Consider the following 23,772-nt stretch of genomic DNA (forward strand, 5'->3'; position numbering starts at 1 on the left):
GCTTTGCCAGGGGATCCTCACTTTGCCATTCGTGTTTGAAGACTACCTGCTCGACGAAGAGCGCCGGGAACTGACCTTGCGCGGGCAAGTCGTGGCCGTCGGGCCGCAGGTTTTCGATCTGTTGCTGCTGTTCGTCAACAACCCTGAACGCGTCATGAGCAAGGACGATCTGCTCCAGGCGGTGTGGAACGGCCGGATCGTCTCGGAATCGACGATCACCAGCCACATCAATGCAGTGCGCAAAGCCATTGGCGATACCGGTGAGGAACAGCGCCTGGTGCGCACGGTCGCCCGCAAGGGCTACCGCTTCGTCGGCCAGATCAAGGTCAGCGGGAACGGCGAAACGCAGCAGCCGCAACGGACGGTCATCGATGAGCACTCGGCCCCAGCAGCGAACGCAATGCCCCCCTCCTTGCTCCTCCCGGACAAACCCTCGATTACCGTCTTGCCCTTCCAGAATTTGAGCGGCGATCCGGAGCAGGAGTATTTCGCCGACGGCATCGTGGAAGATCTGATCGCGGCCCTGTCGCGTATCCGCTGGCTGTTCGTCATCGCGCGTAATTCAAGCTTCACCTACAAGGGGCGGACGGTGGACGCCAAGGGCGTCAGCCAGGAATTGGGCGTTCGCTACCTGCTGGAAGGCAGCGTGCGCAAGTGCGGGGAAAAAGTGCGCATCACCGGGCAACTCATCGACGCGACGAGCGGGACGCATATCTGGGCGGAACGCTTCGAAGGCACGCTCAACGACCTCTTCGAGCTACAGGACCAAATCACCGAAAGCGTCGTCGGCGCCATCGCGCCGCAACTGGAACGGGCAGAAATCGAACGCGCCAAGCGCAAACCGACGGAAAGCCTGGACGCCTACGACTACTATCTGCGCGCAATGGCAAAACTGCACAACGGCACCCGGGAAGCCCTCGATGAGGCGTTGCCGCTGTTCTACAAGGCCATCGAGCTCGATCCGGAATTTGCATCGGCCTATGGCATGGCAGCCTGGTGCCACTTCTGGCGCAAAATCAATGGCTGGATGACCGATCGGACGCAAGAGATCGCCGAGGGCATACGACTTGGGCGTATGGCGGTGACGCTTGGCCGGGATGATGCGGTCGCGTTGACCCGAGGGGGACATGCATTGGGCCATCTCACCGGTGATGTGGACGGCGGCATTGCCTTGCTCGACAGGGCGCGCCTGCTCAATCCCAACCTCGCCCCCGCCTGGTTCCTGGGCGGCATCCTGCGTGCACTGCGCGGTGAAACGGACGCTGCCATCGAGCATCTGGCCCATGCCGTTCGCTTGAGTCCGCTGGATCCGGAAATGTTCAGGATGCAGATCGGAATGGCGCTCGCGCATTTTTTCGCCGGACGCTTCGATCTCGCGACGCAATGGGCGGAAAAGGCGCTGGGCAACCTGCCCGGTTTCCTGCCCCCGGTGGCAGTGATCGCGGCCAGTCATGCCCTCAGCGGACGAATGGATAAAGCGAGGCTGGCGATGCAGCGTCTCCGGGAGCTGGATCCCGCTTTGCGCCTCGGCAACCTGAAAGACTGGCTGCCGATCCAGCGACCCGAAGATTCCGCGCGCTTCGTCGATGGACTGCGGTTGGCCGGTTTGCCTGAATGATCGCGGAACATTCAGGCCGCGCCTAGAGGTGCAGCCAGGCCAGTGAACCCAACAGGACGCCAACACCGGCGGCCCCAAACGAGACCCGCTTGAGCCATTCCTTACGCGTCAGCAAGGTAATGGCCGCCAGCGAAATGGCGATCTGGATCGCCGTCATTGCCTGGGCCCAGCGATGATGCTGATGCAGCACCAGCTCTGACTTTTCGTCCCACTCGCGTGCCCCTTGCTCGAGTGCTTCGGCCTTCTTGCGCGCCTCCTCTTTCTGCTCCCCGTAGCGCCGCGCCTCAGCGGCATAGTGGGCGGAATCCAGCCCTGGAAGATGGCTCGCCAGCTCCGACAGGTTCTGCCGACTGGACTTGGCCTGGTAGTAATTCCACTCGTTGGCGGCTTCGGTCTTCTGGATGGCGGCGTTGTTTTTGTCCATGGCCGCCTCACTCTCCGTTGAGCCGGCCTGATAGCTCATCATGGCGCCGACGGTCGCCATGATCGCCGTCATCACCGCAATCCTGCTGGCAAAGCTGTCGCCTCGTGCATGGGCATGATGGGTGGTGTGCTCAATATGTTGCTCGTGTGGGCTTGGAACTTCGAACTCTTCGGGCATGGGTGTCGATCTGGGAGGTGTGAGTGGTGGTGGACAGGCAGCGTATTGCCCTTGATTTTTGCAGGCACAGATCATGGGCCGTGAGGGCTCGATTCTATTGAAAAAGCAACTCTCTTGTCTGAACCGCGGCAAACATCTTTTCAAATAACTGCCGCCCTGAATGTCAGCTTCACCTCACTCCCCAAAACACCCTGTGGAAACGGTTGTCCCGATGTTCAAAATGGCACGCCGGTTAGCGGATCTGTCAGGGCCAGTTGGGTCAATTCGGCGTTGGCGGCCTGGCGTCGCTCAACAAGCAGCCCTCGCTCAAGGGAATACCCCGGCAACCCTGAGAGCAGTATCAGCAAGGGTTCCACTTCAGCAGAGCAAGTCACTGGGTCCGAGCTGGCGGCACCTACCGTCCCCAGCACCTGGCCATCCTGGGATCTGATGGGCGCGCTCACGTAAGTTCTGATACCCAGGGCCGCGGCAGCCTGCGAATCACTCCAACAGTCGGCGACGTTATGAAAACTCGAAAAGTGGTATTCCAATTATCGGCAAACAGGCGGATGACTGAACATTGCAGGGTTTCACCCAACAGAATGAGACTGTCAGCGTGCTCGCTCATTCAGACAGACCTGAAGTTTTCGCAACGGGGTCACGTCGACTAAACGTGTTTTCACGCGTGGCACGCGTGTTTTTTTGTATTCAACGGTTTTTTTCCCATTGGTCATGGCTCATCGCCAAGCGAAAGCCGAGATGCGACATGGAATTCATAGGGTCCGCGCCCTGCCTGGCACTGGTTCGAAAGCTCGTGCAGTAACTGTCGCTACACAGAAAGGATCCGCCTCGGATGACACGCTGCGGTGCATGGGCCGTCACCCCAAGTTCGGGGTCGTAGCTGTCGGAAGGCCCCACCGGGTTTACCGCTGCTTCGCCCGCCGGTTGACGCTTGAGCCCCACTCTAAACGCGTCGGCACGATACCAGTCGGCGACCCATTGCCAAACATTCCCGGACATATCGTAGAGCCCGTAGCCGTTAGGTCGGTAACTGCCGACCGGCTTGGTGCCAATTTTGAATGTGTTACTGGGTCCGGTCACGGGAAACGGCTGTACCTCATCCCAAGTATTCGCCATCTTTTCCCCACCGGGCGAGAAGTCATTCCCCCACGCATAATTCGCTTGTTCGAGACCGCCTCTTGCGGCGTATTCCCATTCGGCCTCGGTCAGCAGGCGCTTGTGCGCCCATGCGGCGTACGCCTGCACATCTTCACGTGAAACCTGAACCACAGGATGGGTTTCCTTGCCCTCGATTGTACTGTCTGGCCCCAGCGGGTGACGCCAGTCGGCCCCCGGGACAAATGCCCACCACTGGCTGAAATCATTAAGTGGGACTGGCCTGTCTGTACCGACAAAAACCAACGCGCCAGGCACCAGGTCACTGTCATCTGGCTCGGGAGTCCCTGGCGGCAGTTGGACTTTCAGGTCTTCCCATCTGGGCTTGCGTTCGGCGGTGGTGACGTAATGTGTTTCAGAAATGAAACGGGCGAAATCGGCATTGGTGACGTCGTAGCGGTCGATCCAATACCCGTCGAGTCGAACCTTGTGCGCCGGCCCCTCATTGGGGCGAGCCTGTTTATGATCGCTCCCCATCAAAAACTCGCCACCAGGAAGCCAGACCATTTCCAGGGGGCCATTCTTTCCATCACCCAGCGTCAACGGCTCGGGGCCGCGAATGTGCCGGTAACCCACAAACGCCACGCAAGCCAACACGATCACGGCGCAGACGATGGTGATACCGAAACGCCGTTTCCTGACGAGCATTTGCGCGCCTCCTCATATCAGTCTGCGGATCTTGCTGAACCTGATGAGTATCAAGATCAGGTATAGACACCACGCCTCCAAAGTCAACGACATGCGGGTTTCCCATGAGATGGACTGGCAAGCGACGAAAACGGTTCTACACTCGGAACTTGGGGTTTCGGGGGGTTACAGGAGCTGGCCATGGCCAATGCATTCTGGACTCAATCTAATCGGCTGCATAACAGGCTTGGTGCTGTACTGGCCCTTGCCATGCTTACGCTCTCTTGTGCCCATGCAGCGCCACAGCAAGTCAATGGCACGCCCGGTTCACCCAGTGCGACCACGACCATCGACGGCAGATACCTGCCCAACCCTCCTCCGGCGTTTGGCGGGGTCATCAACCTCGACGCCACGACCTCCACGCCCTACTGGTCCCCGACCGTCGTGCCTCCCAAAAATGCGCCGAACGTCTTGTTGATCATCACTGACGACGTCGGTTTCGGCGCGCCCAGTACGTTCGGCGGTCTCATCCCGACGCCGAGCATGGATCGCGTTGCGGCAGCTGGATTGCGCTTCACGCAATTCAATTCGACGGCACTGTGCTCGCCCACACGTGCAGCCTTGATCACCGGACGCAACCACCACTCCGTCGGTTTCGGCGTCATCTCGGAAATCTCAACGGGATACCCCGGTTACAACAGCGTCATCACCAAGGACAAAGTGACCATTGGCAAAATCCTCAAGGACAACGGCTATGCAACGTCGTGGTTCGGTAAAAACCACAACACGCCGTCATTCCAGATCAGTCAGGCCGGTCCGTTTGATCAGTGGCCCATTGGTATGGGCTTTGACTATTTCTACGGTTTCATGGGTGGCGAAACCAACCAGTGGCAACCGGGTAATCTGATGCGCAACACCACGCCCATCCACCCTTACGTCGGCAAACCGGGGTGGAACCTGATCACCGCAATGGCGGATGACGCCGTTGGCTATGTCAATGAATTGAATGCACTCGATCCGAAGAAACCGTTCTTTCTTTACTACGCGCCCGGCGGTACCCACGCACCGCATCACCCGACGCCCGAATGGGTCGACAAATTCAAGGGCAAGTTCGACATGGGGTGGAATGCTGCGCGCGAACAGATCTTCGCCAATCAGAAGCGGCTTGGCGTTATCCCGCCGACCGCCAAGCTCACACCGTGGCCGGATTCACTGAAAAAATGGGACGAACTTTCGGCGGACGAGAAAAAACTGTATGCCCACCAGATGGAAGTCTATGCGGCCTATCTCGCGTACACCGATCATGAAATCGGTCGGGTGATCCAGGCGATTGATGACATGGGCAAGCTCGACAACACGCTGATCATCTACATCAGTGGTGACAATGGCAGTAGCGCAGAAGGCACCCCTAACGGCACCCCAAACGAGATGACCACTTTCAACGGAATCGACGTGCCGGTCGCCGAACAAATGAAGTACCTGGATGCCTGGGGTTCGGACCAGACCTATCCACACATGGCCGTGGGCTGGACCTGGGCCATGGACACCCCCTTCAAGTGGACCAAGCAAATTGCTTCGCATTTTGGTGGCACCCGCCAGGGCATGGCCATCTCCTGGCCGAACCGGATCAAGGATGCCGGCGGCATCCGTAACCAGTTCCACCACGTCATTGACATTGAGCCGACGATTCTTGAAGCCACCGGCATTGATGCACCGCTCCAGGTAGACGGCATTGCGCAAAAGCCCATCGAAGGCACGAGCATGACTTACCTCTTCGACAAGCAGAATGCCGAAAAGCCGTCTACACGCACCACGCAGTATTTCGAGATGTTTGGAATGCGCGCGCTTTACCACGAAGGCTGGATGGCATCGACGACGCCCTACCGCGCACCTTGGGACATTACTTCTCAGCCACCCAAGGACATCGTCAATGGCGTCAAATGGGAGCTGTACGACATCACCAAGGACTGGACGCAGAATGACGATATCGCCGCCGCCAACCCTGCAAAACTCAAGGAGCTACAGGATCTGTTCTGGGTGGAAGCGAACAAATATCAGGTGCTGCCGCTCGACGCTTCCGGCTTTACGCGCGTCATTGCACAGAGGCCGAGCATCGTGGCCGGACGCACCGAGTTCGAATACCTTTCGCCGGTGACGGGCATTCTTCCAGGCAACGAGCCCAACGTGTTGAACAAGTCCTACCTCATTACGGCTGACATCACTGTTCCGGAAAACGGCGGCGACGGTGTCCTGGTGACCGACGGCGGCCGCTTTGGGGGTTACGCGCTGTACCTCCTGAAAGGCAAGCCGATCTTCAACTACAACCTTGAAGGCGTTGCGCGATTCCGCTGGGAAGGGACCGAGGCGCTCACCCCCGGAAAGCACAGCATCAGCTTTGATTTCAAATATGCCGGGCCGGGATTCGGTAAAGGCGGCACCGGCGTGCTGTCGGTGGATGGCAAGCAACTGGCCAGTCAGACGATCCCCCACAGCGTTCCATTCGTCTTCGGTGTGGATGAAAGTTTCGATGTGGGTTCCGACACCGGCACCCCCGTCGATGACAAGGACTATCAGGTACCGTTTGCATTCACCGGTTCACTGCACAAACTGACCGTCAAGCTCGAACCAACGCAGTTGAATGTCGCGGGCAAGGAAGCCGTTCAAAACAAGGTCGGCACCAAAGACTAGGGAACAGCACGCGGATCAACTCGCACGAGATGATCCGCGATTGGCCTGCGACAGGCGCCTTAGTAACCATCGGAACGAATGAGCCTGTTGCGTGAGCGCGGTGCCCCCGCCTGCACCATTTCCCGTTCAGCTAAACGCGTTGGGCAGGTGACCAAACCTGCCCAACGCAAACGACCTGACCAGACCTTCGTGAATCGCCTAACCCAAGGTGTTCAAACACACCACCTTGGGTTGAGTCATTTCCTCATAGGCAAAGCGCACCCCTTCCCGGCCCAGGCTGCCGTACTTCGAACCGCCAAACGGCATTGCATCGAAGCGGTAGTCGGAAGAGTCGTTGATCATCACCCCTCCGGCTTCGATCCTCCGTGCGGCGCTCATCGCCGTCGCCAGGTCATTGGTGAAGATCCCCGCATGCAAGCTGTATTCGGGTTCATTGGCCAGATCGATGGCTTCGTCGAACGATTCAAAGCACTGCAAGACCACCACCGGAGCGAAGACTTCATTGCGCCAGAGACGACTGGAGTGGTCGACGTTTTCCAGTACAGTCGCCGCGTAGCACGATCCCTGGCGTCGATGACCGCACAGTAAAGTCGCGCCCGCCTGCAACGCCTCGTTCACGACTTGCTCGGCATTCTGTGCCGCTTGCGCCGTAATCATCGGCCCGATGTCGGTATCGGCCAGCATCGGGTCGCCGGCTACAAGCGCTCGGGCCTGGCTGACGAAACACTCCCGGAAGGCGTCATAAATCGACGCCTGGATCAGCAAGCGCTGAGTGCCAACGCAATTCTGCCCTGCCGCCCAGAAGGCACCGGACAGGCAGCTCTCGACGGCGGCTTCAAGGTCGCAATCACCCATGACAATCACCGGCGCATTGCCGCCCAGGTCCATGGCCAGTTTCTTCAAGCCGGCCGTGCGGGCGATCTGCTCACCGGTGACGAAGCCGCCGGTGAAGGAAATCATCCGCACTTCACGGGACGCGACCAAAGCCTTGCCCAGCTCCGCACCACCGGTGGCGACCGTCACCACTGTTTCAGGCAAGCCCGCCGCGACCAGACAGGACACCAGCTTGATGGCCGACAACGGCGCAAGCTCCGACGGCTTGAGAATCACCGCATTACCACCGGCGATGGCCGGACCGAGTTTGTGCGCCACCAGATTCAACGGATCGTTGTACGGCGTGATCGCGACGATCAAGCCCAAGGGCTCGCGGGAAAACCAGCCCTGACGCGATTCGGAGCCTTCATACGCGTCGAAGGGCACCACCTCGCCGGCATTGCGCTTGGCTTCCTCGGCCGACAACTTCAAGGTGTTGATGCAGCGCTTGACCTCTTTTTCCGCCTGCTTAAGCGTCTTTCCGGCCTCGGCGACGATCAGACGGGCAAACGCCCCGGCATCTCGCTCGATGTTGATAGCCGCTTGCTCGAGAATGCGCGCCCGCCGATGACGCGGCAGTGCGGCGCAAGCCCGGGCGCCCTGGCGCCCGCTCTCCAGCAATTGCGGAACCTGCGATGCGCAGACATTGGTTACGCTGCCGATGACGGTGCCGTCAAAGGGGTTCAAGACTTCAATGGGCGGCTCCACGATATCCAGGGCCAGGCGCGATAGTTTCACAGGCTTACTCCTGGTTGTGTGCATGGGTTTGATGGATGCTGATGATGTCCGACAGCAACGCGAACGCTGTTTCCGTGCGCCCGGCCCCCGGCCCCGAAACCGTCACGGCGCCAAGCAGCCCGGTGGTAAAAGACACGGCATTGGTCGCGCCGCAGACACTGGCCAACGGATGGTCGTTGCTCAACAGACGTGGCTCGACACTGGCGCTGACCGAGCCATCGGCATGACGTTGGGCCGCCCCGATCAGCTTCCAGCGAGCGCCGTCCTGCCGGGCCTTTTCGATGTCGCCAAGGCTGAGGGACGAAATACCGCTGCAGGTGACGTCGTTGACCGTCAGCCTGGCGTCCAGCAGTTCGTTGGCCAGGATCACCACCTTGAGGCGCACGTCATGCCCCTCGACATCGGCAGTCGGGTCGGCTTCGGCGTAACCCAGCTCCTGCGCCTTGGCAACGGCCTCCGCGAACCCGAGACCACCTTCCATGGAGGTGAGAACGAAGTTGGACGTGCCGTTGAGAATCCCCTCGAAACCGACAATGGAACTGCCCGCCAGCGCCTGCCTGGCCAGGCGAATGACTGGCGTGCCACTCATCACCGAACCTTCGTATTCGAAGGCGACGTTGTTGTGGCGGGCCAGTGCCTTGAGCTCGCTACCGTGCAAGGCAATGGGCCCCTTGTTGGTGGTCACGACATGTTTGCCACCCTCGAGCGCCCAACGGCAGAACGACGTCGCCGGTTCACCGTCCACCGGGTTGGTAAAAGTGGCTTCAACAATGATGTCCGCTCCCGAATCCTTGATCACCGCTTCATTGAGGGCGGTGACTTCACCACCCGGCAGCTGCGCCAAGGCACCTTTGGCGGCTGGCAATCGGGCCAGCACGCCGGCGTCCAATCCTTCACGGCCAATGATCGAGCCTAGAAACAAGTCAGTCACGCCGACAATTTTCAGGGTGAAACCCAGCTCGGTTTTCCACTGTTCGTTACGTTCGGCAATCAGCTGAGCCAACGCCCGGTTCACACCGCCAAAGCCAACCAGCGCCAGTTTGTATTCAGTCATTTTGTTATGCCCCCTGATCCGGGTGATGGGTTGTTGGGGACTAGGTTAGGGCTCAGGCCAGGGCAGTGAAATAGGCCAATTTGCTCTATTTTGTGGGCATTTTGACCAGCGCCGGAGCAAAGTTTCAGGCAAAAAAAAAGCCAACGCAGGTTGGCTTTTGGCAGCACGAGAACAGGGCTATACGACCGACGACAAGACGAAGGAGGTCACGGTGTTTTCCACGCCAGGCAATGCGGCAATTTCAGTCCAGACCTTGTGCACCCGTTGCGGGCTCGCCGCGCCGACCCGCAGCATCAAGTCGAACTCGCCGCTCATTACATCGCACTGGAGGACCTCCGGAATTTCCCGCAGCGCTTGCAGCACTTCTGCGCCGCGCATCCGGTCGTAGCGGTACACGAAAATCACCGCGTTGATGTCCGAGGCGGCTTGTCGCCCCTCGCCGGTTTTCACCGTATAGCCCTGTATGACACCGTCCCGTTCAAGTCGCTCGATACGCTGACGCACGGCGTTGCGCGACAGGTTGACCTTGGTCGCCAACTCGGCGTGTGCAGCCCTGGCATTGAGCCGTAGCTGCGCGATGATGTGCTCATCGAGAGGGTCCAGAATTCGCTTCACTTGGCCTCCTGTTGCCGCGTCTTCACAGCGTGTTCAGCAACGCATGGATGGTATCGAGGTCGTCCGGCTCAATCCGGTAAAGCTGCGCGTGGCCTTGTGCCGCGACCTCACGTTGCGGCACCGCCAGGCTGATGCCCAGTTCGCCCAACAGCGCCGCTGACTTGGCCGGTGAAATTTCCCCCAGGGTCACCATCGGCGCGACCAGGCTTCGACGATACAACCTGGCCGCCAGGACGCCGGTGGCGGTATGCGGGTCGATGACGTAACCGGTGTCGTGATACAGCGAAGTGATTTCCTTCAGCGTCTGCTCATCACTGACCGCGTAGGAGTCGATGATCATCCGCGCCTGCAACCAGAACTCGTTGGCAATGACCATCTCGCCGCTGGACTCGAAACCCGCCATCAGGGCACTTACCGCCTGATCGTCATGCCCGTAGAGCTCCCAGACAAAACGTTCCAGATTGGCAAAAACCGACAGGTCCATGGCCGGGGACAACGTCTTGTTGGCGCGCGATCGGCTGTAGTGGTTCTTTTGAAACAGCTGATGCAACGCGTCATTCTGGTTGGTCGCCACAATCACCTGGGTGATCGGCAGGCCCATTTTCTGCGCGATGTAGCCGGCATACACCTCGGCAAAACTCGCGGCGGGCACGCTGAAACCGATCGGTCGTTGACCACCGCCCAGTTGCAGCACCGCGTGGAAGTAAAACACCAGTTGCGCCAATACGCTGACCCAATTGCTGGAGTTGAAACTGATCACCTCATGCTGCGCACAGGGCCACTGTCGCAATAGCCGGGTGACAATGGTCTGGCACTCGTCGAAGCTGCCATTGACGGCAAACTGATGAACCCTTGGGTGTGCCACGGCCTGAAGATGCCGGAGTTGGTCCTGGGGCACGCCCGCCTCCGGGTAAAACACCATCACGGTGGTTTCTTCGCAGTGCTTGAACGCTTCGATGGCCGCCAGCCCGGTATCGCCGTTGGTGGCGCCGATCACCACCCCGCTACGCCCGCGTTTACGCAGAAAGTGCTGCACCAGCCGAGCCTGCAACTGAGCAGCGAAATCCTTCGAAGAGCGAGTCGGCCCGTGGAACAACTCCAACACCCACTCGTTTCGATCGACCTGATGCAAAGGTGCCAGGGAGCGATGACTGAACTGGCTGCCTGCCTCTTTCAACAGGCGCTTGAGGTCAGCCTCGGCAATCGCCTCACCCACAAACGGGCTGATCACTCTGTAGGCCAGCTCGTCATAGGACAAGGTCGACCAATTGGCAATGTCCTGTGATTCAAACAGCGACAATTGGAGCGGTACGAACAGCCCTCCATCCTCGGCGACTCCCGACAACACGACCTTTTCGAAATCGACCTGCACGGCCGAATTCCGGGTACTCACATAACGCATGGTTGGCTCCGGCGATTTATTTGAAACGATGGGCCTGCTCGACCAGCCAGGTGGAAAATATTGCCGCGTCGGGGTGCTGCTCGGCCCCGGAATCGCGTACGAGGTAAAAAGACTCGCTGGCGTCGATACGCTGGGTAAAGGGCTCGACCAATCGCCCGTCCCGAAGCATGTCATCGACCATCGAGGACCGCGCCAGGGCAATCCCCTGCCCCAGCTCGGCCATGCGCAGGGTGGAAATCAACGTGTCGAATTGCATGCCGGTCGAGAAGTCGACGCTGTGCGCGCCGACCATGTTCAACCAGTAGCCCCAACCCTCCTCGTAACCCAGCACATGCAACAGTGGGTGGTTCGATACGTCCGCAGGGACGGTCAGCGGTGACTTCGCCATCAGGTCCGGCGAACACACCGGGAACAGCGTGTCCCAGGTCAGTCGTTGCGACACCAGCCCGGGCCATTGACCGTGGCCCCAGCGAATCTCCATGTCGTCCTCGCCATCGAGCTCCTTGACCCAGATATTGCTGATGTAGCGGATATCCACATGGGGATGAGCCTGGCTGAACGCCTGCAGCTTGGGTGCCAGCCAGTGCACGAAAAACGCCAGGCTGCCGCGCACCTTGATCGGCCGACGTTTGTGTTGGCCAAAAATTTCGTTGGTCCCCACGGCCAGTCGCGTGATGGCGTCCTGCACCACCGGCAGATACGCCTGGCCTTCCTCCGACAGTCCCAGGCCACGGGGCAGGCGCTTGAAGAGTGCGACCCCAAGGTGGCTTTCCAGTTGGCGGATCTGCTGGCTCACGGCGCCCTGGGTCAAACACAGTTCTTCGGCGGCGTGGGTAAAGTTCAAACAGCGGGCAGACACCTCGAATGCCCGCAGCCAGTTCAGTGGGGGTAGCGTCTTTTGCTTCATGGCTTGAACCTCTTGGACGCCCCCTCCACCGAGCACGCTTGCCCATCCCGTCGACGCTGGCTAGAACGCATCGGACGGTTGTGCCAAGGGGGCCACCGACAAGCGTCGCTCGCGGCTTTTGCGGGTAATGTAATACACGAAGTAGCACCAGGCGATGAAGGGCAAACCGAAGTACAACGCCACCCGTTGCTCAGGATCGAAAGCAATCCCGACACACGCCAGGCTGCAGCAGACCAGCGCGCCCAACGGCACCCATGGATAACCCCGGACGCGGAATTTCAGGTCGCGGATATCACCGCCATTGGCCACATAGTGACGGCGGAAAGCAATCTGGCTCGCCGCGATACTCATCCACACCACCACGACCGCCAACCCGGAGATCGACACCAGCGCCAGATAGATGGTATCGGCCGCAAACACGCTACTGAGCAACGAAGCAGCGCCACCGGCCATGCTGACGATAATCGCGTTGAGCGGCGTGCCCATGCGGGTCAGGGCCGAGAACTGCTTGGGCAGGTGCCCCTGGTCACTCAGCGTCCAGAGCATCCGCGACGCGGCGTACAACCCGGAGTTGGCGGCCGACAGCAAGGCACTGATGATCACGAAGTTCATGATGTCGGCCGAGTACGGAATGCCGATGTAGGTGAACACCGTCACGAAGGGACTCTCTACCAGACCGGCCTGTTCACGGGGCAACAGGGTCGCCAGAACGAAAATGGTCCCCACGAAAAAGATCGCCAGGCGCAGCACGGTCGTGCGAATGGCACGCGGCACGTTGCGCTGTGGATCTTTGGTTTCCCCAGCGGCAATACCGATCAATTCAGTGCCGGAGAAGGCAAAGGAGACAGCCAGTAATGTCATTGCAATCGGCATGAACCCGGTAGGGAAAAGTCCTTCACGGGTAAAGTTGCTCAAGCCGATACTGTGGCCTTGCTCAATGTGCAACAGGCCGAGAATTGCGCCACCGCCAATCATCAGGAACACGATCACGGTCACCACTTTAACCAGCGACAACCAGAACTCGGTCTCGGCAAACAGGCGAACCGAAACCACATTGGTCAGAAACACCATAACTGCAAATAACGCGCTCCAGATCCATACAGGCGTTTCCGGGAACCAGCGCACCATCAAAATGCCGGCGGCGGTGAATTCAGAACCGATGGCCACCGTCCAGGTCAGCCAATACAACCAGGCCACCGTATACCCGGTACCCGGCCCGAGAAACCGGGTGGCGTACGTACTGAATGAACCGGTTTCCGGCATCTGCACCGCCAACTCGCCCAGGCACATCATCACCATGTAAACCATGAGTGCACCGATGATGTAAGCGATCACCGCGCCCAGGGGACCGGCCTGGTTGACCGTATACCCGGACGTGAGAAACAGCCCGGTCCCAATGACGCCGCCTAATGCCAGCATGACAATATGGCGGGTCTGCATTTCCTGTTTAAAACCCGAGCGCGTATCAAGTTGTTGTTCTTTTATGGACATGGTTGTTCTCATGAAAGTTATTAGGGCACGAATTAACGTCTGCTACGACTAACAGGGCAGAGTAAAAAAGTTGCCACTAGGTTTTATTATTATTCCACTTCATGAACTCCCCACTTAAATCCTTGCAGTGAGGCATTAACGTTAAATCTTCAACCGGCTATCCCTGCACATGTTTCATTGATTGAAAGTTGAGAGTTTTCCTGTACCGCTGAGTGGCCCGAACTTCTGACAAAGGCAAAAGCCTGTTTCAGGTCGTCGAGCAGGTCGTCGGTGTCTTCGATGCCGACGGAGATCCGCACCAATCCTTCGCAGATACCCAGGGCCAGTCGCTCCTCCAGCGTGTTCTCGACATGACTGGTGGTACGGGCCGGGCCATAGATGGTTTCCACCGCACCGAGATTGCCTGCGCAGTGAGCGAAACGCAGGCGTGGCAAGAGCACCTTGACCGTGTCCATGCCGCCCATCACGACAAAGCTGACGATTGCACCAAAGCCGGACATTTGCGCGCACGCCACCGCGTGATTCGGGTGACCGGGCAAGCCGGGATAATTGACCGACTCCACCAACGGTTCGGTGCCCAGGTACTCCGCCAGGGCCTGGGCACTGCGTTGCTGCTGACGCATGCGCAGCACCAGGGTTTTCATGCCGCGAATGATCATGTAGGCGGAGAACGGGTCGAGCGTTGCACCGTTGATTTCCCGGTAGTGACGCACCTTGGCCATCAACCCTTCGCTGCCGCACACCAGGCCACCGAGCACGTCGCCGTGCCCGCTGAGAAACTTGGTCGCACTGTGAATGACCACGTCCACACCCAGCGCCAGCGGGTTCTGGTTCAACGGCGTGGCGAACGTGTTATCCGCCACCACCACGGCACCGACACGCTTGGCAGCGGCCACCAGACGCTGGATATCCAATATTTTGAGGGTCGGATTGGTGGGTGTTTCCAGATACACCAGTTGGCAACCCTTGGCGATTTCCCGTTCGATTTCTTCATGATCGAACGTCTCGCACAACGTCACCTGCACACCGGTACGCGGCAGGAACTCTTCGAAAATCTTGTTGGTGCCGCCATAGCTGTCCTTGGTCGACACGACGCGATCGCCATGGGCCAGGAAGGTGTAAAGCACACTGCTGATCGCCGCCATTCCGCTACTGAACGCCACGGCAGACTCGGCCATTTCCAACTCGCGAATTTTTGCCTCGAGGGTCTCGACCGTCGGGTTGCCCATGCGGCTGTAAATGAAGCCCGGTGCCTTGCCCAAAGCGACGTCGTACCAGACGTCGATGTCGTCGTAACCATATGCAGCACTGACGACGATCGGGGTTTGAGTGGCATTGTAGGGATGCCTGACTTGCTCCCCGCCCCACACTGCGCGGGTCCCCGAACCCGCATTTACCAACGCCGCGCTGCCTGGTTTTTTATTCATAAAGACTACTCGCACTGAGGGCGGCGAATGTTGAGTCACTCACCGGATCTGGCGGCCAATATATTGAAAAGCCGCGCCCCCGAGAAACGATGTTATCGGTGCCTGAGGGCTGCTTTTTTTAATGGCTGTCCGGCGTGGGGGGCAGATCGATCGCGGGGGCAAGGTCGGGCAGCCAGGCGTGCAAAGAAGCTGTGGCCTTGGGCCAATTGTGCGGCCATAGCCGGTCGACCAGGACACGTCGTCCATCTTCGGCGGCGACAGGCTCGTCGACAGGCTTGCACTGGATCATCAGCGTTTACCCCCTCCATTCCCGCGGGCTCACCCCGGTCTTGCGCCGAAACGCCCGAGCCAAAGCCGAGGGGCTTTCGTAACCGACCTCTTCGGCGATCAGGGCAATGGGCTTGCCCTCGCGCAAGCGTTTCTGCGCCAGGCTGATGCGCCAGCTCACCAGATAATCCACCGGCGTCTGCCCGACCACCCGCCGAAAATGCTCGGCGAAACTGGCCCGCGACATGTTGGCCGCCACCGACAGTTCCGCCACGCTCCAGGCCTTGCCGGGGGCCTCGTGCATAAGGTTCAGGGGGCGTGCCAGACGCGAATCGGCAAGACCGGCCATCATGCCCGGCTGTTGATTGCGGCTGCTCAGAATGTGCCGCAGCAACAGAATCACCAGCAGCTCGAACAAGCGGTCCATGACGGCTTCACGCCCGCAGGTGCCGTCAAAAGCCTCGTTGAACAGCCATTCCAGGGTGCTGGCCAGGGTCGGGATTTCATCGAGTTTCAGCACCATGTAATCCGGCAGCGCGCCGGCGAGGGCATTGCCCGAGCCGCCATCGAAGTTCAGCGAGGCACAAACCAACTGCGTGGCCGATGCTTGCGTGGCGGATAAGCGGTGACGGTAAGGCCGGGGGAAAAAGATCAGCGTCGGCTCGGTGATCTTCAGCTCCCGCTCATCGGCCAGTTTCAGCACGACCTCCCCGGCCTGCAGCAAATGCAGATGACCGCACGTCTGGCTGCCATCGAAAGCCGAGGTGCCGCAAAACGTGCCGCTGTGAAAGGTGCCGGCATTGACGCCGAAATGCGTGAGCAACGTGGACAAGCGATCCATGAGGGGGGCTCCCGAAGGCAGTTCTGGACGATCTGTTGCATATCGTCGACGATTTGCACCCAATAGACCAGCCCAGGTCTTTAGCATGAACTCCGTACCCAGCGCCTGTCGCGCTAGAATCCTCGGAGAATCATCATGACCCGCATTTCCCCTGTCAGCCTCGAACACGCCACCGACGCCACCCGCCCGCTACTGGGAGGCGTGCAAAAGAAAATCGGCTTCCTGCCCAACGTTTTCAGAGTCCTGGCCCACGCCCCTGCCGTGCTCACCTCCTACGTGCAGAACTCGGCAGCATTGGGCAAGACGTCCCTGAGCGCAACGCAAAAGGAAGCCATCTTCCTTGCCACGTCACAGGTCAACGGTTGCGACTACTGCCTGGCGGCCCACACGCTGTTTGCCGGCAAGGCCGGTCTGTCCAGCCAGGACATCCTGAGCGCCCGTGACGGCAAGCTCGACGCCTATGCCCTGCTGGCACAGCAAATCACTGAAAGTCGTGGACACCTGAGCAGCGAGCAGATAGCAGCGGCACGCGCCGCCGGTCTCGACGACGGCAAGATCATCGAAGTGATTGCCCATGTGGCTTCGCAGACGCTGACCAACTACCTGAACAACGTCGCGCTGACCGATATCGACTTCCCGGCCATCGATGCCTGAGCCACTTCAAGAACGGAGAACCGACCATGAACACCGTGACCCTGTACACCACCGACACCTGCCCTTACTGCCGCAGTGCCAAGTCACTGCTGGCCAGCAAAGGCATCACCCTGCAGGAAATCAACATTCAGACCCAGCCGGGCAAACTCGAAGAAATGCTCAGCCGCAGTGGCCGGCGCAGCGTGCCGCAGATTTTCATCGGCGACACGCATATCGGCGGCTTCGACGACCTGGCCAAACTGGATCGCCAGGGCGGCTTGATGTCGATGCTGGCTTGAGCCTGAACGGTCCAGGCCCAACACCACCCTGTGGCGAGGGCGCTTGCCGGAACGCCGCACCGTCCCGTTGGGCTGCTCAGCGGCCCCAAAAACGGGGACTGCGATGCAGTCCAGCGGGCGCAAGCTCCCTCGCCACACAAGCGCGATACCGGGCATCGCCCAGCGCATCCGACCAAACAACGCTCTAACGTGCGCGTCATGACCTAACCTCATAGGCTAAATGACTCATCACCCATCGAGCACGCCTATGCGCAATGCCTTGAAGTCCGTGATATTCATCGTTTTCGTGCTATTGGCGTCAAGCGGCGCGATGCTGTCGGCGGCGCCCATGCTCGATGTCCCGGGCGCCGGCGCGAGCAGCGCTGTTGCCAGGGTGTCCGACAGTGATCTGGAGGCGCTGCAAGGCCAACTCAACAGCCTCAAACAACAGGTCTCTCAGGTCAGCAATTACAACCAACTGGAAGCCCCGCAGGACTTGGTTCAGGCGCTGATCAAGGAGGCTGATCGCCTGTCGGCACTGTTGTTGCCCGACCAAGCGCAATTAAAGTCCCAACTGGGGGTGCTGAGCCCTGCTCCGCTGGCCGAGGCCACGCTGGAGGAGTCCGATATCGCCAGCCAAAGGGCTGCGCTCACAGAACAAAAGAACAAGGTCGATTACAAACTTGGAACCCTGGCGGCGATCAAAGCCAGTGCTGCCGAATTGCTCACCCAGATTGCTGTGATCCGGCGCAGCCTGCTGGAAACCGAAGTGACCCAACGCAACCGGAGCATCCTCAATCCCTGGTTTTGGGTCCCGCTATTCGATCCACCTGCCGACGACCGGCAACGGCTGATCGAATTCATACAGCAAGCGGGCAACACGCTGCATTCGGTCTGGCAACCGGGCAAGCGCCTCTTGACCAGCGTACTCGTGATACTCGCCGTGGTCCTGTGGGGCCTGGGCCGTCGGCTCGCCGAACGCGGACTGACCTGGTTGTGCATTCACCGCATGCCCGAGGGACGACTGCGCCGCAGCGCCCTCGCGCTCGCGTCGGTCGTCGCCACGGTGCTGACCGCCGGTATCGCCCTGCGTGTACTGTTTTTTGCCCTCACCCGCGAACTGCCGTTGACACCGCAACTGGCAGGGTTTTCCGAGGAATTCGAAAAAATCGTCTACACCTGCGTGATGATCACCGGTTTGAGCCGTGCGCTGTTGTCCACCCAACATCCATCATGGCGACTGCCGGCCATTGCCGACGAGGTGGCACTGGCGATCAAACCCTATCCCCGGCGATTGGCGGCCGTCTTGCTGGTGGCCGTGTCATTGGCCCAGATGACCAATGCCACCGGCATGAGCACCGAGGTCGTGATCACGGTCCGTGGATTGGTCGCACTTATCATCTCAACCTTGATCGGTTCGATTCTGTTACGGGTCAACAGAACCCGGCGCGCCATGGTGGTGGCCGGCGCTGCGCCTGAGGCGGGCCGGACGCTGGCTGGCGTGGTGTATGCCTTCGCCAGCATCGCGACCGTGGCCTCGCTGTTCGCCCTGCTCATTGGCTACGTGTCGCTGTCGCGCTTCATCACTTACGAACTGGTCTGGTTGTTCATCATTTTTGCCGGTTTCTATTTGCTGATACAGCTGCTCAAGGACAGCTGCGAGTACCTGTTTTCACCTCGGCAACCCACGGGCAAAACGCTCAAGCAGTTACTCGGTATTGGCGATACGCGCCTGGAGCAGATCTCGGTCATTTTGTCTGGCGTCGGTCGTGCCGCCCTGTTGCTGATCGCTTTCATCTCGCTGCTGGTGGGTGGCGTGGGCTCGACCCTCGGCCAACTGGCAAACAACACCCTGGCGATGCTTGGCGGTGACGGCCTGCGTAAACTGAACATTGTCCCGGCCAATCTGCTGCACGGCCTGCTGGCGCTGCTGATCGGCATGTATCTGGTGCGGACCCTGAGCCGCTGGCTGGACAACGAGTTGCTGCCGAAAACGGAAATGGACCCGGGCATGTGCGCCTCACTCAGCACACTGTTTTCCAACATCGGCTATGCCCTGGTGATCCTGCTCATGCTGTCGTCGCTGGGGGTCAAGTGGACCAACCTGGCGTGGATCGTCAGCGCCTTGTCCGTGGGGATCGGCTTCGGTCTTCAAGAGATCGTGAAGAACTTCGTCTCCGGCCTGATTCTGCTCACCGAACGCCCGGTGAAGGTCGGCGACCTGATCAGCATCAGCGGGGTTGAAGGCGATATCCGCCGGATCAATGTGCGGGCCACCGAAATACAACTGGCTGACCGCTCGATTGTCATCGTGCCGAACTCGCAGCTGATTTCGCAGAACCTGCGCAACGTCACCTTGGGCGGCAGCGCCCAAGGCGTGGCGATACTTGAACTGACCTTCCCGCTGGACATCGACCCGGAGCAGGTGCGCAACCTGCTGTACGAGACCTTCTGCGAGCACGAATCCATCCTGGAAAAACCGATGCCCTTCGTGCGTTTCAGCCAATTGAAACCTGAAGGCATCACGCTGACGATCACCGGTTACGTCGCCAGCCCACGCACGGTCGGCTCGATCAAGAGCGAACTGCTGTTTGAGATACTCAAGCGACTGGGCGCCGCCGGGATCGAACTGGCGAAACCGCCACCGGCGGCGTGATACCCGATCACGCCGCAGGCGACCCTTGCATCAATGCGCAATACACACGGATTTAAGCTCGGTAAAAGCCTCGATCACCGCACGCCCAAACTCACGGCCCATGCCCGATTGCTTGACCCCGCCGAACGGCATCGCCGGGTCGAGCAGCACGTGGGCGTTGACCCAGACCGTACCGGCTTCGATGCGCGGCACCAGGTTCATGGCTTTGCTCAGGTCGTTGGTCCACAGGCTGGCGGCCAGGCCATAGCGGTTGTCGTTGGCCAGTTCGATCACGGCATCCTCATCGTCGAACGGCATCACGCCCAGCACCGGGCCGAACACTTCATCACGGGCCACGGCCATGCTGTGGTCGATGTCGGCGAGGATCGTCGGCTGGACGTAGAAGCCGTCGCCTTCGACCCGTTCGCCACCCGAGACCACGCGGGCGCCTTCCTGACGGGCCAGTTCGATGTGCTTGAGCACGCTTTGCTGCTGCTTGCGCGACACCAGCGGGTTGATCGCCGCATCACAGTTCATGCCCGCGCCCATCGGCATGGCCGACACCGCCGCCGCCAGGGCTTCGACGAATCGGTCGTGGATCGAGCGGTGCACGTAGAAACGCGAGGCGGCGGCACACACCTGACCATTGTTCAGCAGGCCACCGAGGATCGCCCCTTGCACGGCTTTTTCGATGTCGGCATCGGCGAGCACGATCATCGGGTTCTTGCCGCCCAGTTCCAGGGAGAAACGCGTCATGTTGGCCATGCACGCCACGCCGACGCTTTTGCCAACGGCGGTAGAACCGGTGAACGAGACCTTGCTCACCAGCGGATGCTGGGTCAGCACACCACCGACCGAGGCACCGCCACCGGTCACGACGTTGAACACGCCTGCCGGAATGCCGGCCTCCAGCGCGAGCTCCGCCAGACGCATGGCGGTCAGCGGGGTTTCCATGGCCGGCTTGATGATCACCGTGCAACCGGTGGCCAGCGCCGGCATCAGTTTCCAGGCGGCGATCAGCAGCGGGAAGTTCCACGGCACGATACCGACCACCACACCCACCGGCTCACGCTTGGTGAAGGCGGTGAACCTGGCACCCGGTGGCAACGGGATCGACACGTCGAAGGTCTGCCCTTCGATCTTGGTCGCCCAGCCGGACATGTAGCGCATGAATTCCACAGTGGCGTTCAGGTCCAGGGCGCGGGCCATGTTGATCGACTTGCCCTGGCTCAGGGTTTCCAGTTGCGCCAGCTCTTCGGCGTGCTCCTCCACCAGGCGGGTGAAGTTGAGCAGGATGCGCTCGCGATCCGCCGGACGCAGTGCCGACCAGACCCCGGACTTGAATGCCTTGTGCGACGACTGCACGGCACGCTCGACGATTTCGGGCGGCGCATCGAGGGTTTCGCAGAGGGTCTGCCCGGTGGCCGGGTTGACCACGGCAATGCTGTCGCCCTTGGCAAACACCCACTGACCGTCAATGAAGCAGCCGTGGCGGCGTTCGATAAATGCAGCCACCTGCGGCAGGATTTCAACGTTGCTCATAATTCACCTTTCAATAAAACCGTTCGGTGTGAAGGTTGGATCAGCCAGGAAACCGGCCGCTTAGTGTTGTTCTTTGAGGAAGCACACGACCGCCTGGCGATCGTCCGCCGAAGCCAGGCCCATGTAAGGCATGTAGGTGCCAGGCACGTAGGCCTGAGGCTGGGTGATCAGTTGCGCGATGTTCTCGGCTTGCCAGTCGATGTTTTTGTTGCGCATGGCTTGCGAGTAGCTGAAGCCCTCCAGCGAGCCGGACTTGCGCCCGACCACACCCGCCAGGTTCGGCCCCATCATGCCGGTCGCGCCTTTGGTCACCGAATGGCAAACCCCGCATTCATTGGCAAACACCTCGGCGCCGTGGCGTTGATCGGGGGCGCAATCGGCCGCCAGCGCCGCCTGGGCCAGGGCCAACGACAACAATCCGAAAAGAGGCAAACGCAGGGAGGTAAACATAGGAAACGACCTTGAAAATCCGCGCATTCGCCAGCAGGCGAACGCCAACTCTGAAAGTGCCGGGACAACGGTGCCCCGGCAGGTTGATCAGGATTGTCGGTGGTCGGTGATTCGCAGGTTTTGCCCTGCGTGCCAGTCGTGTTGGCGGTTCTGCCAAATCGCTCGGATGCACGTTTGCTTTTGCTGCAGGAGCGAGCCTGCTCCCACAGGGAAATGAAGCAGCAAAAACCCATGCAATCACCCTCGCCATGCAATCTGGCAAGCACAACCAACTAATTGGCAAACAGGCAAAAGGGCAAAAGAAATCCGGACCTTAGTATCTAAAAAGACCGCAAACCTGCGCTCAAGAACAAGAACGGATGTCACGCCATGCTCAAGTCCCCCTTGCTTCGACTCTCTACCCTCGCGCTGATGATCAGCGCAGGTCAGGCCGGAGCCTATGAACTCTACGCCGATAGCGACAGTCACCTGAACGCCACCCTGGAAGCGGTTTTCGGCCTTTTCCACAGCCAGGAAAACTACGCCCTGTCGGGCCGTCTCGATGAAGGTTCGTCGTCGTGGCGTGAGGGTTACATCAAGTACGGCCTGAGTTTCGACAAGGGCCTGGCCGGTGCCGGCACTGCTTACGGCGCGGCGAATCTGCTCAGTTCCGGCACCTGGGGCGACGGCGATGCCGCCGGCTTCAGCGACGGTACGGAACGCACCACCAAGTTTGAGGACGCCTACCTCGGCTGGCGCTCGGGCAATCTGTTTCCGGTCCTGGGCGCGGACGGCATCGACCTGTCGTTCGGCCGCCAGAACATCGTGGTTGGCGACGGTTTTCTGATCGATGGTGACGCGCTGAACATGGGCAAAGGCCTGGCCGACGGCGAGTTCAATCGCGGCGGCGCCTATTGGCTGGCCGCGCGCAAGGCGTTCGACGAAACCGCCGTGTTGCGTATCGGTGGCAAGGAAGGCTGGCGGGGCGACCTGATGTGGCTCAAATCCGACAACCGCGCCCAGGCCAAGGCCGAAATGTACGTCGGCACCCTGGAACACGTGGCCGACGCCGGCACCGTCGGCCTGACCTATATCGACACCACCAACGTCGACAAACAGTACGCCTCCCCGGCGCAACTGGAGCGCGACGGCATGAAAACCTACAGCCTGCGCGCGACGGGCAATGCCGGGGTCAAGGACCTGTTCCTCTCCGGCGAATATGCCAAGCAGGACAAACCCCACGCCGCCAACGAAGACGCCTGGTACCTGGAAGCCGGCTGGACGTTTTCCGACGCGCCTTGGAAGCCCTATGCCAGCTACCGCTACAGCCGTTTCTCGGAAGGCTACGACACCCTGTTCTACGGTTTCAGCCGCGGCTTTGGCACCTGGTTCCAGGGTGAAGTGGCGGGCAACTACGCCGGCCCGTTCAACAGCAACTCGCGCATCCAGCAACTCAAGTTCACCGTCTCGCCGCTGGAGAACCTGAACGTCGGCGCGATGTACTTCAATTACGACACCATCGACCGCGACCTGGGCAACACCGATGGCCACGAAGTGGACCTGTACGCCGAGTGGCACCTCAACGATCACCTCACGGTGATGCCACTGATTGGCCTGTTCCAGCCGGACAAAAGTGCCGATCAGGGCGGTACGCAACTGGGCAACAACGACAGGAATCTCTATAGCCAGGTGATTTTCGCCACGACGTTCTGACGCGAACCTTGTAGGAGCGAGCCTGCTCGCGATGGAGGCCCGAGCACCACGGGCATTCAGACAGCCCGCGTCATCGTTGACGTCCATCGCGAGCAGGCTCGCTCCTACAGGGGATCGGTTTCGCCACCAGGAAAAAGGCATTTCCCATGCAGAAAATATTCCTCACGATCCAGAGCAAAATCACCCTGCTCGCCGGCCTCTGCCTGCTGTTGGTGGTGGGTTTGCTGATGGGGCTGTC

The 23,772-nt window shown here is 60.0% G+C and carries 20 protein-coding genes; 6 read left to right on the forward strand and 14 right to left on the reverse strand.

Annotated features, from left to right (window positions below; all coding sequences use genetic code 11):
• Positions 1-22 precede the first annotated feature (22 nt).
• Positions 23-1,618: a winged helix-turn-helix domain-containing tetratricopeptide repeat protein gene (locus tag AC1Q6D_RS04475; RefSeq protein ID WP_103404981.1), complete on the forward strand. Its 1,596-nt coding sequence runs from the start codon at positions 23-25 to the stop codon at positions 1,616-1,618.
• A gap of 22 nt (positions 1,619-1,640) precedes the next feature.
• Here AC1Q6D_RS04475 and AC1Q6D_RS04480 read toward each other — a convergent pair whose 3' ends face one another.
• The 3 genes from AC1Q6D_RS04480 to AC1Q6D_RS04490 form a co-directional block, all read right to left on the reverse strand.
• Positions 1,641-2,219 (reverse strand): DUF4337 domain-containing protein, encoded by a 579-nt coding sequence (locus AC1Q6D_RS04480; protein ID WP_103404982.1) that lies wholly within the window; start codon positions 2,217-2,219, stop codon positions 1,641-1,643.
• Between the two features lie 215 nt (positions 2,220-2,434).
• Entirely contained in the window at positions 2,435-2,662 is a 228-nt protein-coding gene (locus AC1Q6D_RS04485; protein ID WP_178083140.1) for a hypothetical protein, read from the reverse strand.
• 244 nt (positions 2,663-2,906) lie between these two features.
• Positions 2,907-4,022: a formylglycine-generating enzyme family protein gene (locus AC1Q6D_RS04490; protein WP_103404983.1), complete on the reverse strand. Its 1,116-nt coding sequence runs from the start codon at positions 4,020-4,022 to the stop codon at positions 2,907-2,909.
• A 180-nt stretch (positions 4,023-4,202) separates the two neighbouring features.
• Here AC1Q6D_RS04490 and AC1Q6D_RS04495 point away from each other — a divergent pair, with 180 nt between their 5' ends.
• On the forward strand, positions 4,203-6,689 hold the full coding sequence (locus tag AC1Q6D_RS04495) for an arylsulfatase (RefSeq protein WP_207291517.1): 2,487 nt from the start codon (positions 4,203-4,205) through the stop codon (positions 6,687-6,689).
• 198 nt (positions 6,690-6,887) lie between these two features.
• On the opposite strand, the gene AC1Q6D_RS04500 is transcribed toward AC1Q6D_RS04495, so the two are convergent.
• The 9 genes from AC1Q6D_RS04500 to AC1Q6D_RS04540 all read right to left on the reverse strand — a co-directional run bounded on the left by AC1Q6D_RS04500 (position 6,888) and on the right by AC1Q6D_RS04540 (position 16,304).
• Entirely contained in the window at positions 6,888-8,300 is a 1,413-nt protein-coding gene (locus tag AC1Q6D_RS04500) for an aldehyde dehydrogenase family protein (RefSeq protein WP_103404984.1), read from the reverse strand.
• Positions 8,301-8,304: 4 nt separating this feature from the next.
• The gene (locus tag AC1Q6D_RS04505; protein ID WP_103404985.1) at positions 8,305-9,354 is read right to left on the reverse strand and encodes a homoserine dehydrogenase; all 1,050 of its coding nucleotides are present in this window, start codon (positions 9,352-9,354) and stop codon (positions 8,305-8,307) included.
• Between the two features lie 177 nt (positions 9,355-9,531).
• The gene (locus tag AC1Q6D_RS04510; RefSeq protein ID WP_103404986.1) at positions 9,532-9,969 is read right to left on the reverse strand and encodes an Lrp/AsnC family transcriptional regulator; all 438 of its coding nucleotides are present in this window, start codon (positions 9,967-9,969) and stop codon (positions 9,532-9,534) included.
• A 22-nt stretch (positions 9,970-9,991) separates the two neighbouring features.
• Positions 9,992-11,371, reverse strand: coding sequence for a threonine synthase (gene thrC / locus AC1Q6D_RS04515; protein WP_103404987.1), 1,380 nt, complete (start codon positions 11,369-11,371; stop codon positions 9,992-9,994).
• A 16-nt stretch (positions 11,372-11,387) separates the two neighbouring features.
• A complete protein-coding gene (locus AC1Q6D_RS04520; RefSeq protein WP_103404988.1) occupies positions 11,388-12,278 on the reverse strand; it encodes a LysR substrate-binding domain-containing protein in 891 nt (296 codons plus the stop codon).
• 60 nt (positions 12,279-12,338) lie between these two features.
• Complete coding sequence (locus AC1Q6D_RS04525) at positions 12,339-13,769, reverse strand: amino acid permease (RefSeq protein WP_103404989.1); 1,431 nt, start codon at positions 13,767-13,769, stop codon at positions 12,339-12,341.
• A gap of 149 nt (positions 13,770-13,918) precedes the next feature.
• Positions 13,919-15,196, reverse strand: coding sequence for a cystathionine gamma-synthase family protein (locus AC1Q6D_RS04530; RefSeq protein ID WP_103404990.1), 1,278 nt, complete (start codon positions 15,194-15,196; stop codon positions 13,919-13,921).
• A 118-nt stretch (positions 15,197-15,314) separates the two neighbouring features.
• Positions 15,315-15,485 (reverse strand): DUF488 family protein, N3 subclade, encoded by a 171-nt coding sequence (locus AC1Q6D_RS04535; protein WP_146041507.1) that lies wholly within the window; start codon positions 15,483-15,485, stop codon positions 15,315-15,317.
• 6 nt (positions 15,486-15,491) lie between these two features.
• Positions 15,492-16,304 carry an AraC family transcriptional regulator gene (locus AC1Q6D_RS04540; RefSeq protein ID WP_103404991.1) on the reverse strand — a complete coding sequence of 271 codons (813 nt, stop codon included), beginning with the start codon at positions 16,302-16,304 and terminating at the stop codon, positions 15,492-15,494.
• A gap of 135 nt (positions 16,305-16,439) precedes the next feature.
• Between AC1Q6D_RS04540 and AC1Q6D_RS04545 the strand changes: the two genes are divergently transcribed.
• The 3 genes from AC1Q6D_RS04545 to AC1Q6D_RS04555 all read left to right on the forward strand — a co-directional run bounded on the left by AC1Q6D_RS04545 (position 16,440) and on the right by AC1Q6D_RS04555 (position 19,871).
• The gene (locus AC1Q6D_RS04545) at positions 16,440-16,958 is read left to right on the forward strand and encodes a carboxymuconolactone decarboxylase family protein (RefSeq protein WP_103404992.1); all 519 of its coding nucleotides are present in this window, start codon (positions 16,440-16,442) and stop codon (positions 16,956-16,958) included.
• Between the two features lie 26 nt (positions 16,959-16,984).
• Entirely contained in the window at positions 16,985-17,236 is a 252-nt protein-coding gene (gene grxC / locus AC1Q6D_RS04550; RefSeq protein ID WP_103404993.1) for a glutaredoxin 3, read from the forward strand.
• Positions 17,237-17,483: 247 nt separating this feature from the next.
• The gene (locus AC1Q6D_RS04555) at positions 17,484-19,871 is read left to right on the forward strand and encodes a DUF3772 domain-containing protein (RefSeq protein WP_103404994.1); all 2,388 of its coding nucleotides are present in this window, start codon (positions 17,484-17,486) and stop codon (positions 19,869-19,871) included.
• Between the two features lie 30 nt (positions 19,872-19,901).
• Here AC1Q6D_RS04555 and AC1Q6D_RS04560 read toward each other — a convergent pair whose 3' ends face one another.
• Both AC1Q6D_RS04560 and AC1Q6D_RS04565 read right to left on the reverse strand, forming a co-directional pair.
• Positions 19,902-21,392, reverse strand: coding sequence for an aldehyde dehydrogenase family protein (locus AC1Q6D_RS04560; RefSeq protein WP_103404995.1), 1,491 nt, complete (start codon positions 21,390-21,392; stop codon positions 19,902-19,904).
• 60 nt (positions 21,393-21,452) lie between these two features.
• A complete protein-coding gene (locus AC1Q6D_RS04565) occupies positions 21,453-21,842 on the reverse strand; it encodes a c-type cytochrome (protein WP_090462842.1) in 390 nt (129 codons plus the stop codon).
• Positions 21,843-22,211: 369 nt separating this feature from the next.
• Here AC1Q6D_RS04565 and AC1Q6D_RS04570 point away from each other — a divergent pair, with 369 nt between their 5' ends.
• Entirely contained in the window at positions 22,212-23,534 is a 1,323-nt protein-coding gene (locus tag AC1Q6D_RS04570) for an alginate export family protein (RefSeq protein ID WP_103404996.1), read from the forward strand.
• The last annotated feature ends 238 nt before the right edge of the window (positions 23,535-23,772 follow it).

The sequence above is a fragment of the Pseudomonas sp. MT92 genome (genome assembly GCF_058792515.1).

What these genes read in the sequence shown, in the direction of transcription:
- AC1Q6D_RS04540 (WP_103404991.1), bottom strand. Translation starts at nt 16,304, where the DNA reads ATGGATCGCTTGTCCACGTTGCTCACGCATTTCGGCGTCAATGCCGGC.
- AC1Q6D_RS04480 (WP_103404982.1), bottom strand. Translation starts at nt 2,219, where the DNA reads ATGCCCGAAGAGTTCGAAGTTCCAAGCCCACACGAGCAACATATTGAG.
- AC1Q6D_RS04495 (WP_207291517.1), top strand. Translation starts at nt 4,203, where the DNA reads ATGGCCAATGCATTCTGGACTCAATCTAATCGGCTGCATAACAGGCTT.
- AC1Q6D_RS04520 (WP_103404988.1), bottom strand. Translation starts at nt 12,278, where the DNA reads ATGAAGCAAAAGACGCTACCCCCACTGAACTGGCTGCGGGCATTCGAG.
- AC1Q6D_RS04555 (WP_103404994.1), top strand. Translation starts at nt 17,484, where the DNA reads ATGCGCAATGCCTTGAAGTCCGTGATATTCATCGTTTTCGTGCTATTG.
- AC1Q6D_RS04560 (WP_103404995.1), bottom strand. Translation starts at nt 21,392, where the DNA reads ATGAGCAACGTTGAAATCCTGCCGCAGGTGGCTGCATTTATCGAACGC.
- AC1Q6D_RS04535 (WP_146041507.1), bottom strand. Translation starts at nt 15,485, where the DNA reads ATGATCCAGTGCAAGCCTGTCGACGAGCCTGTCGCCGCCGAAGATGGA.
- AC1Q6D_RS04490 (WP_103404983.1), bottom strand. Translation starts at nt 4,022, where the DNA reads ATGCTCGTCAGGAAACGGCGTTTCGGTATCACCATCGTCTGCGCCGTG.
- AC1Q6D_RS04570 (WP_103404996.1), top strand. Translation starts at nt 22,212, where the DNA reads ATGCTCAAGTCCCCCTTGCTTCGACTCTCTACCCTCGCGCTGATGATC.
- thrC (WP_103404987.1), bottom strand. Translation starts at nt 11,371, where the DNA reads ATGCGTTATGTGAGTACCCGGAATTCGGCCGTGCAGGTCGATTTCGAA.
- AC1Q6D_RS04545 (WP_103404992.1), top strand. Translation starts at nt 16,440, where the DNA reads ATGACCCGCATTTCCCCTGTCAGCCTCGAACACGCCACCGACGCCACC.
- AC1Q6D_RS04525 (WP_103404989.1), bottom strand. Translation starts at nt 13,769, where the DNA reads ATGTCCATAAAAGAACAACAACTTGATACGCGCTCGGGTTTTAAACAG.
- grxC (WP_103404993.1), top strand. Translation starts at nt 16,985, where the DNA reads ATGAACACCGTGACCCTGTACACCACCGACACCTGCCCTTACTGCCGC.
- AC1Q6D_RS04565 (WP_090462842.1), bottom strand. Translation starts at nt 21,842, where the DNA reads ATGTTTACCTCCCTGCGTTTGCCTCTTTTCGGATTGTTGTCGTTGGCC.
- AC1Q6D_RS04530 (WP_103404990.1), bottom strand. Translation starts at nt 15,196, where the DNA reads ATGAATAAAAAACCAGGCAGCGCGGCGTTGGTAAATGCGGGTTCGGGG.
- AC1Q6D_RS04505 (WP_103404985.1), bottom strand. Translation starts at nt 9,354, where the DNA reads ATGACTGAATACAAACTGGCGCTGGTTGGCTTTGGCGGTGTGAACCGG.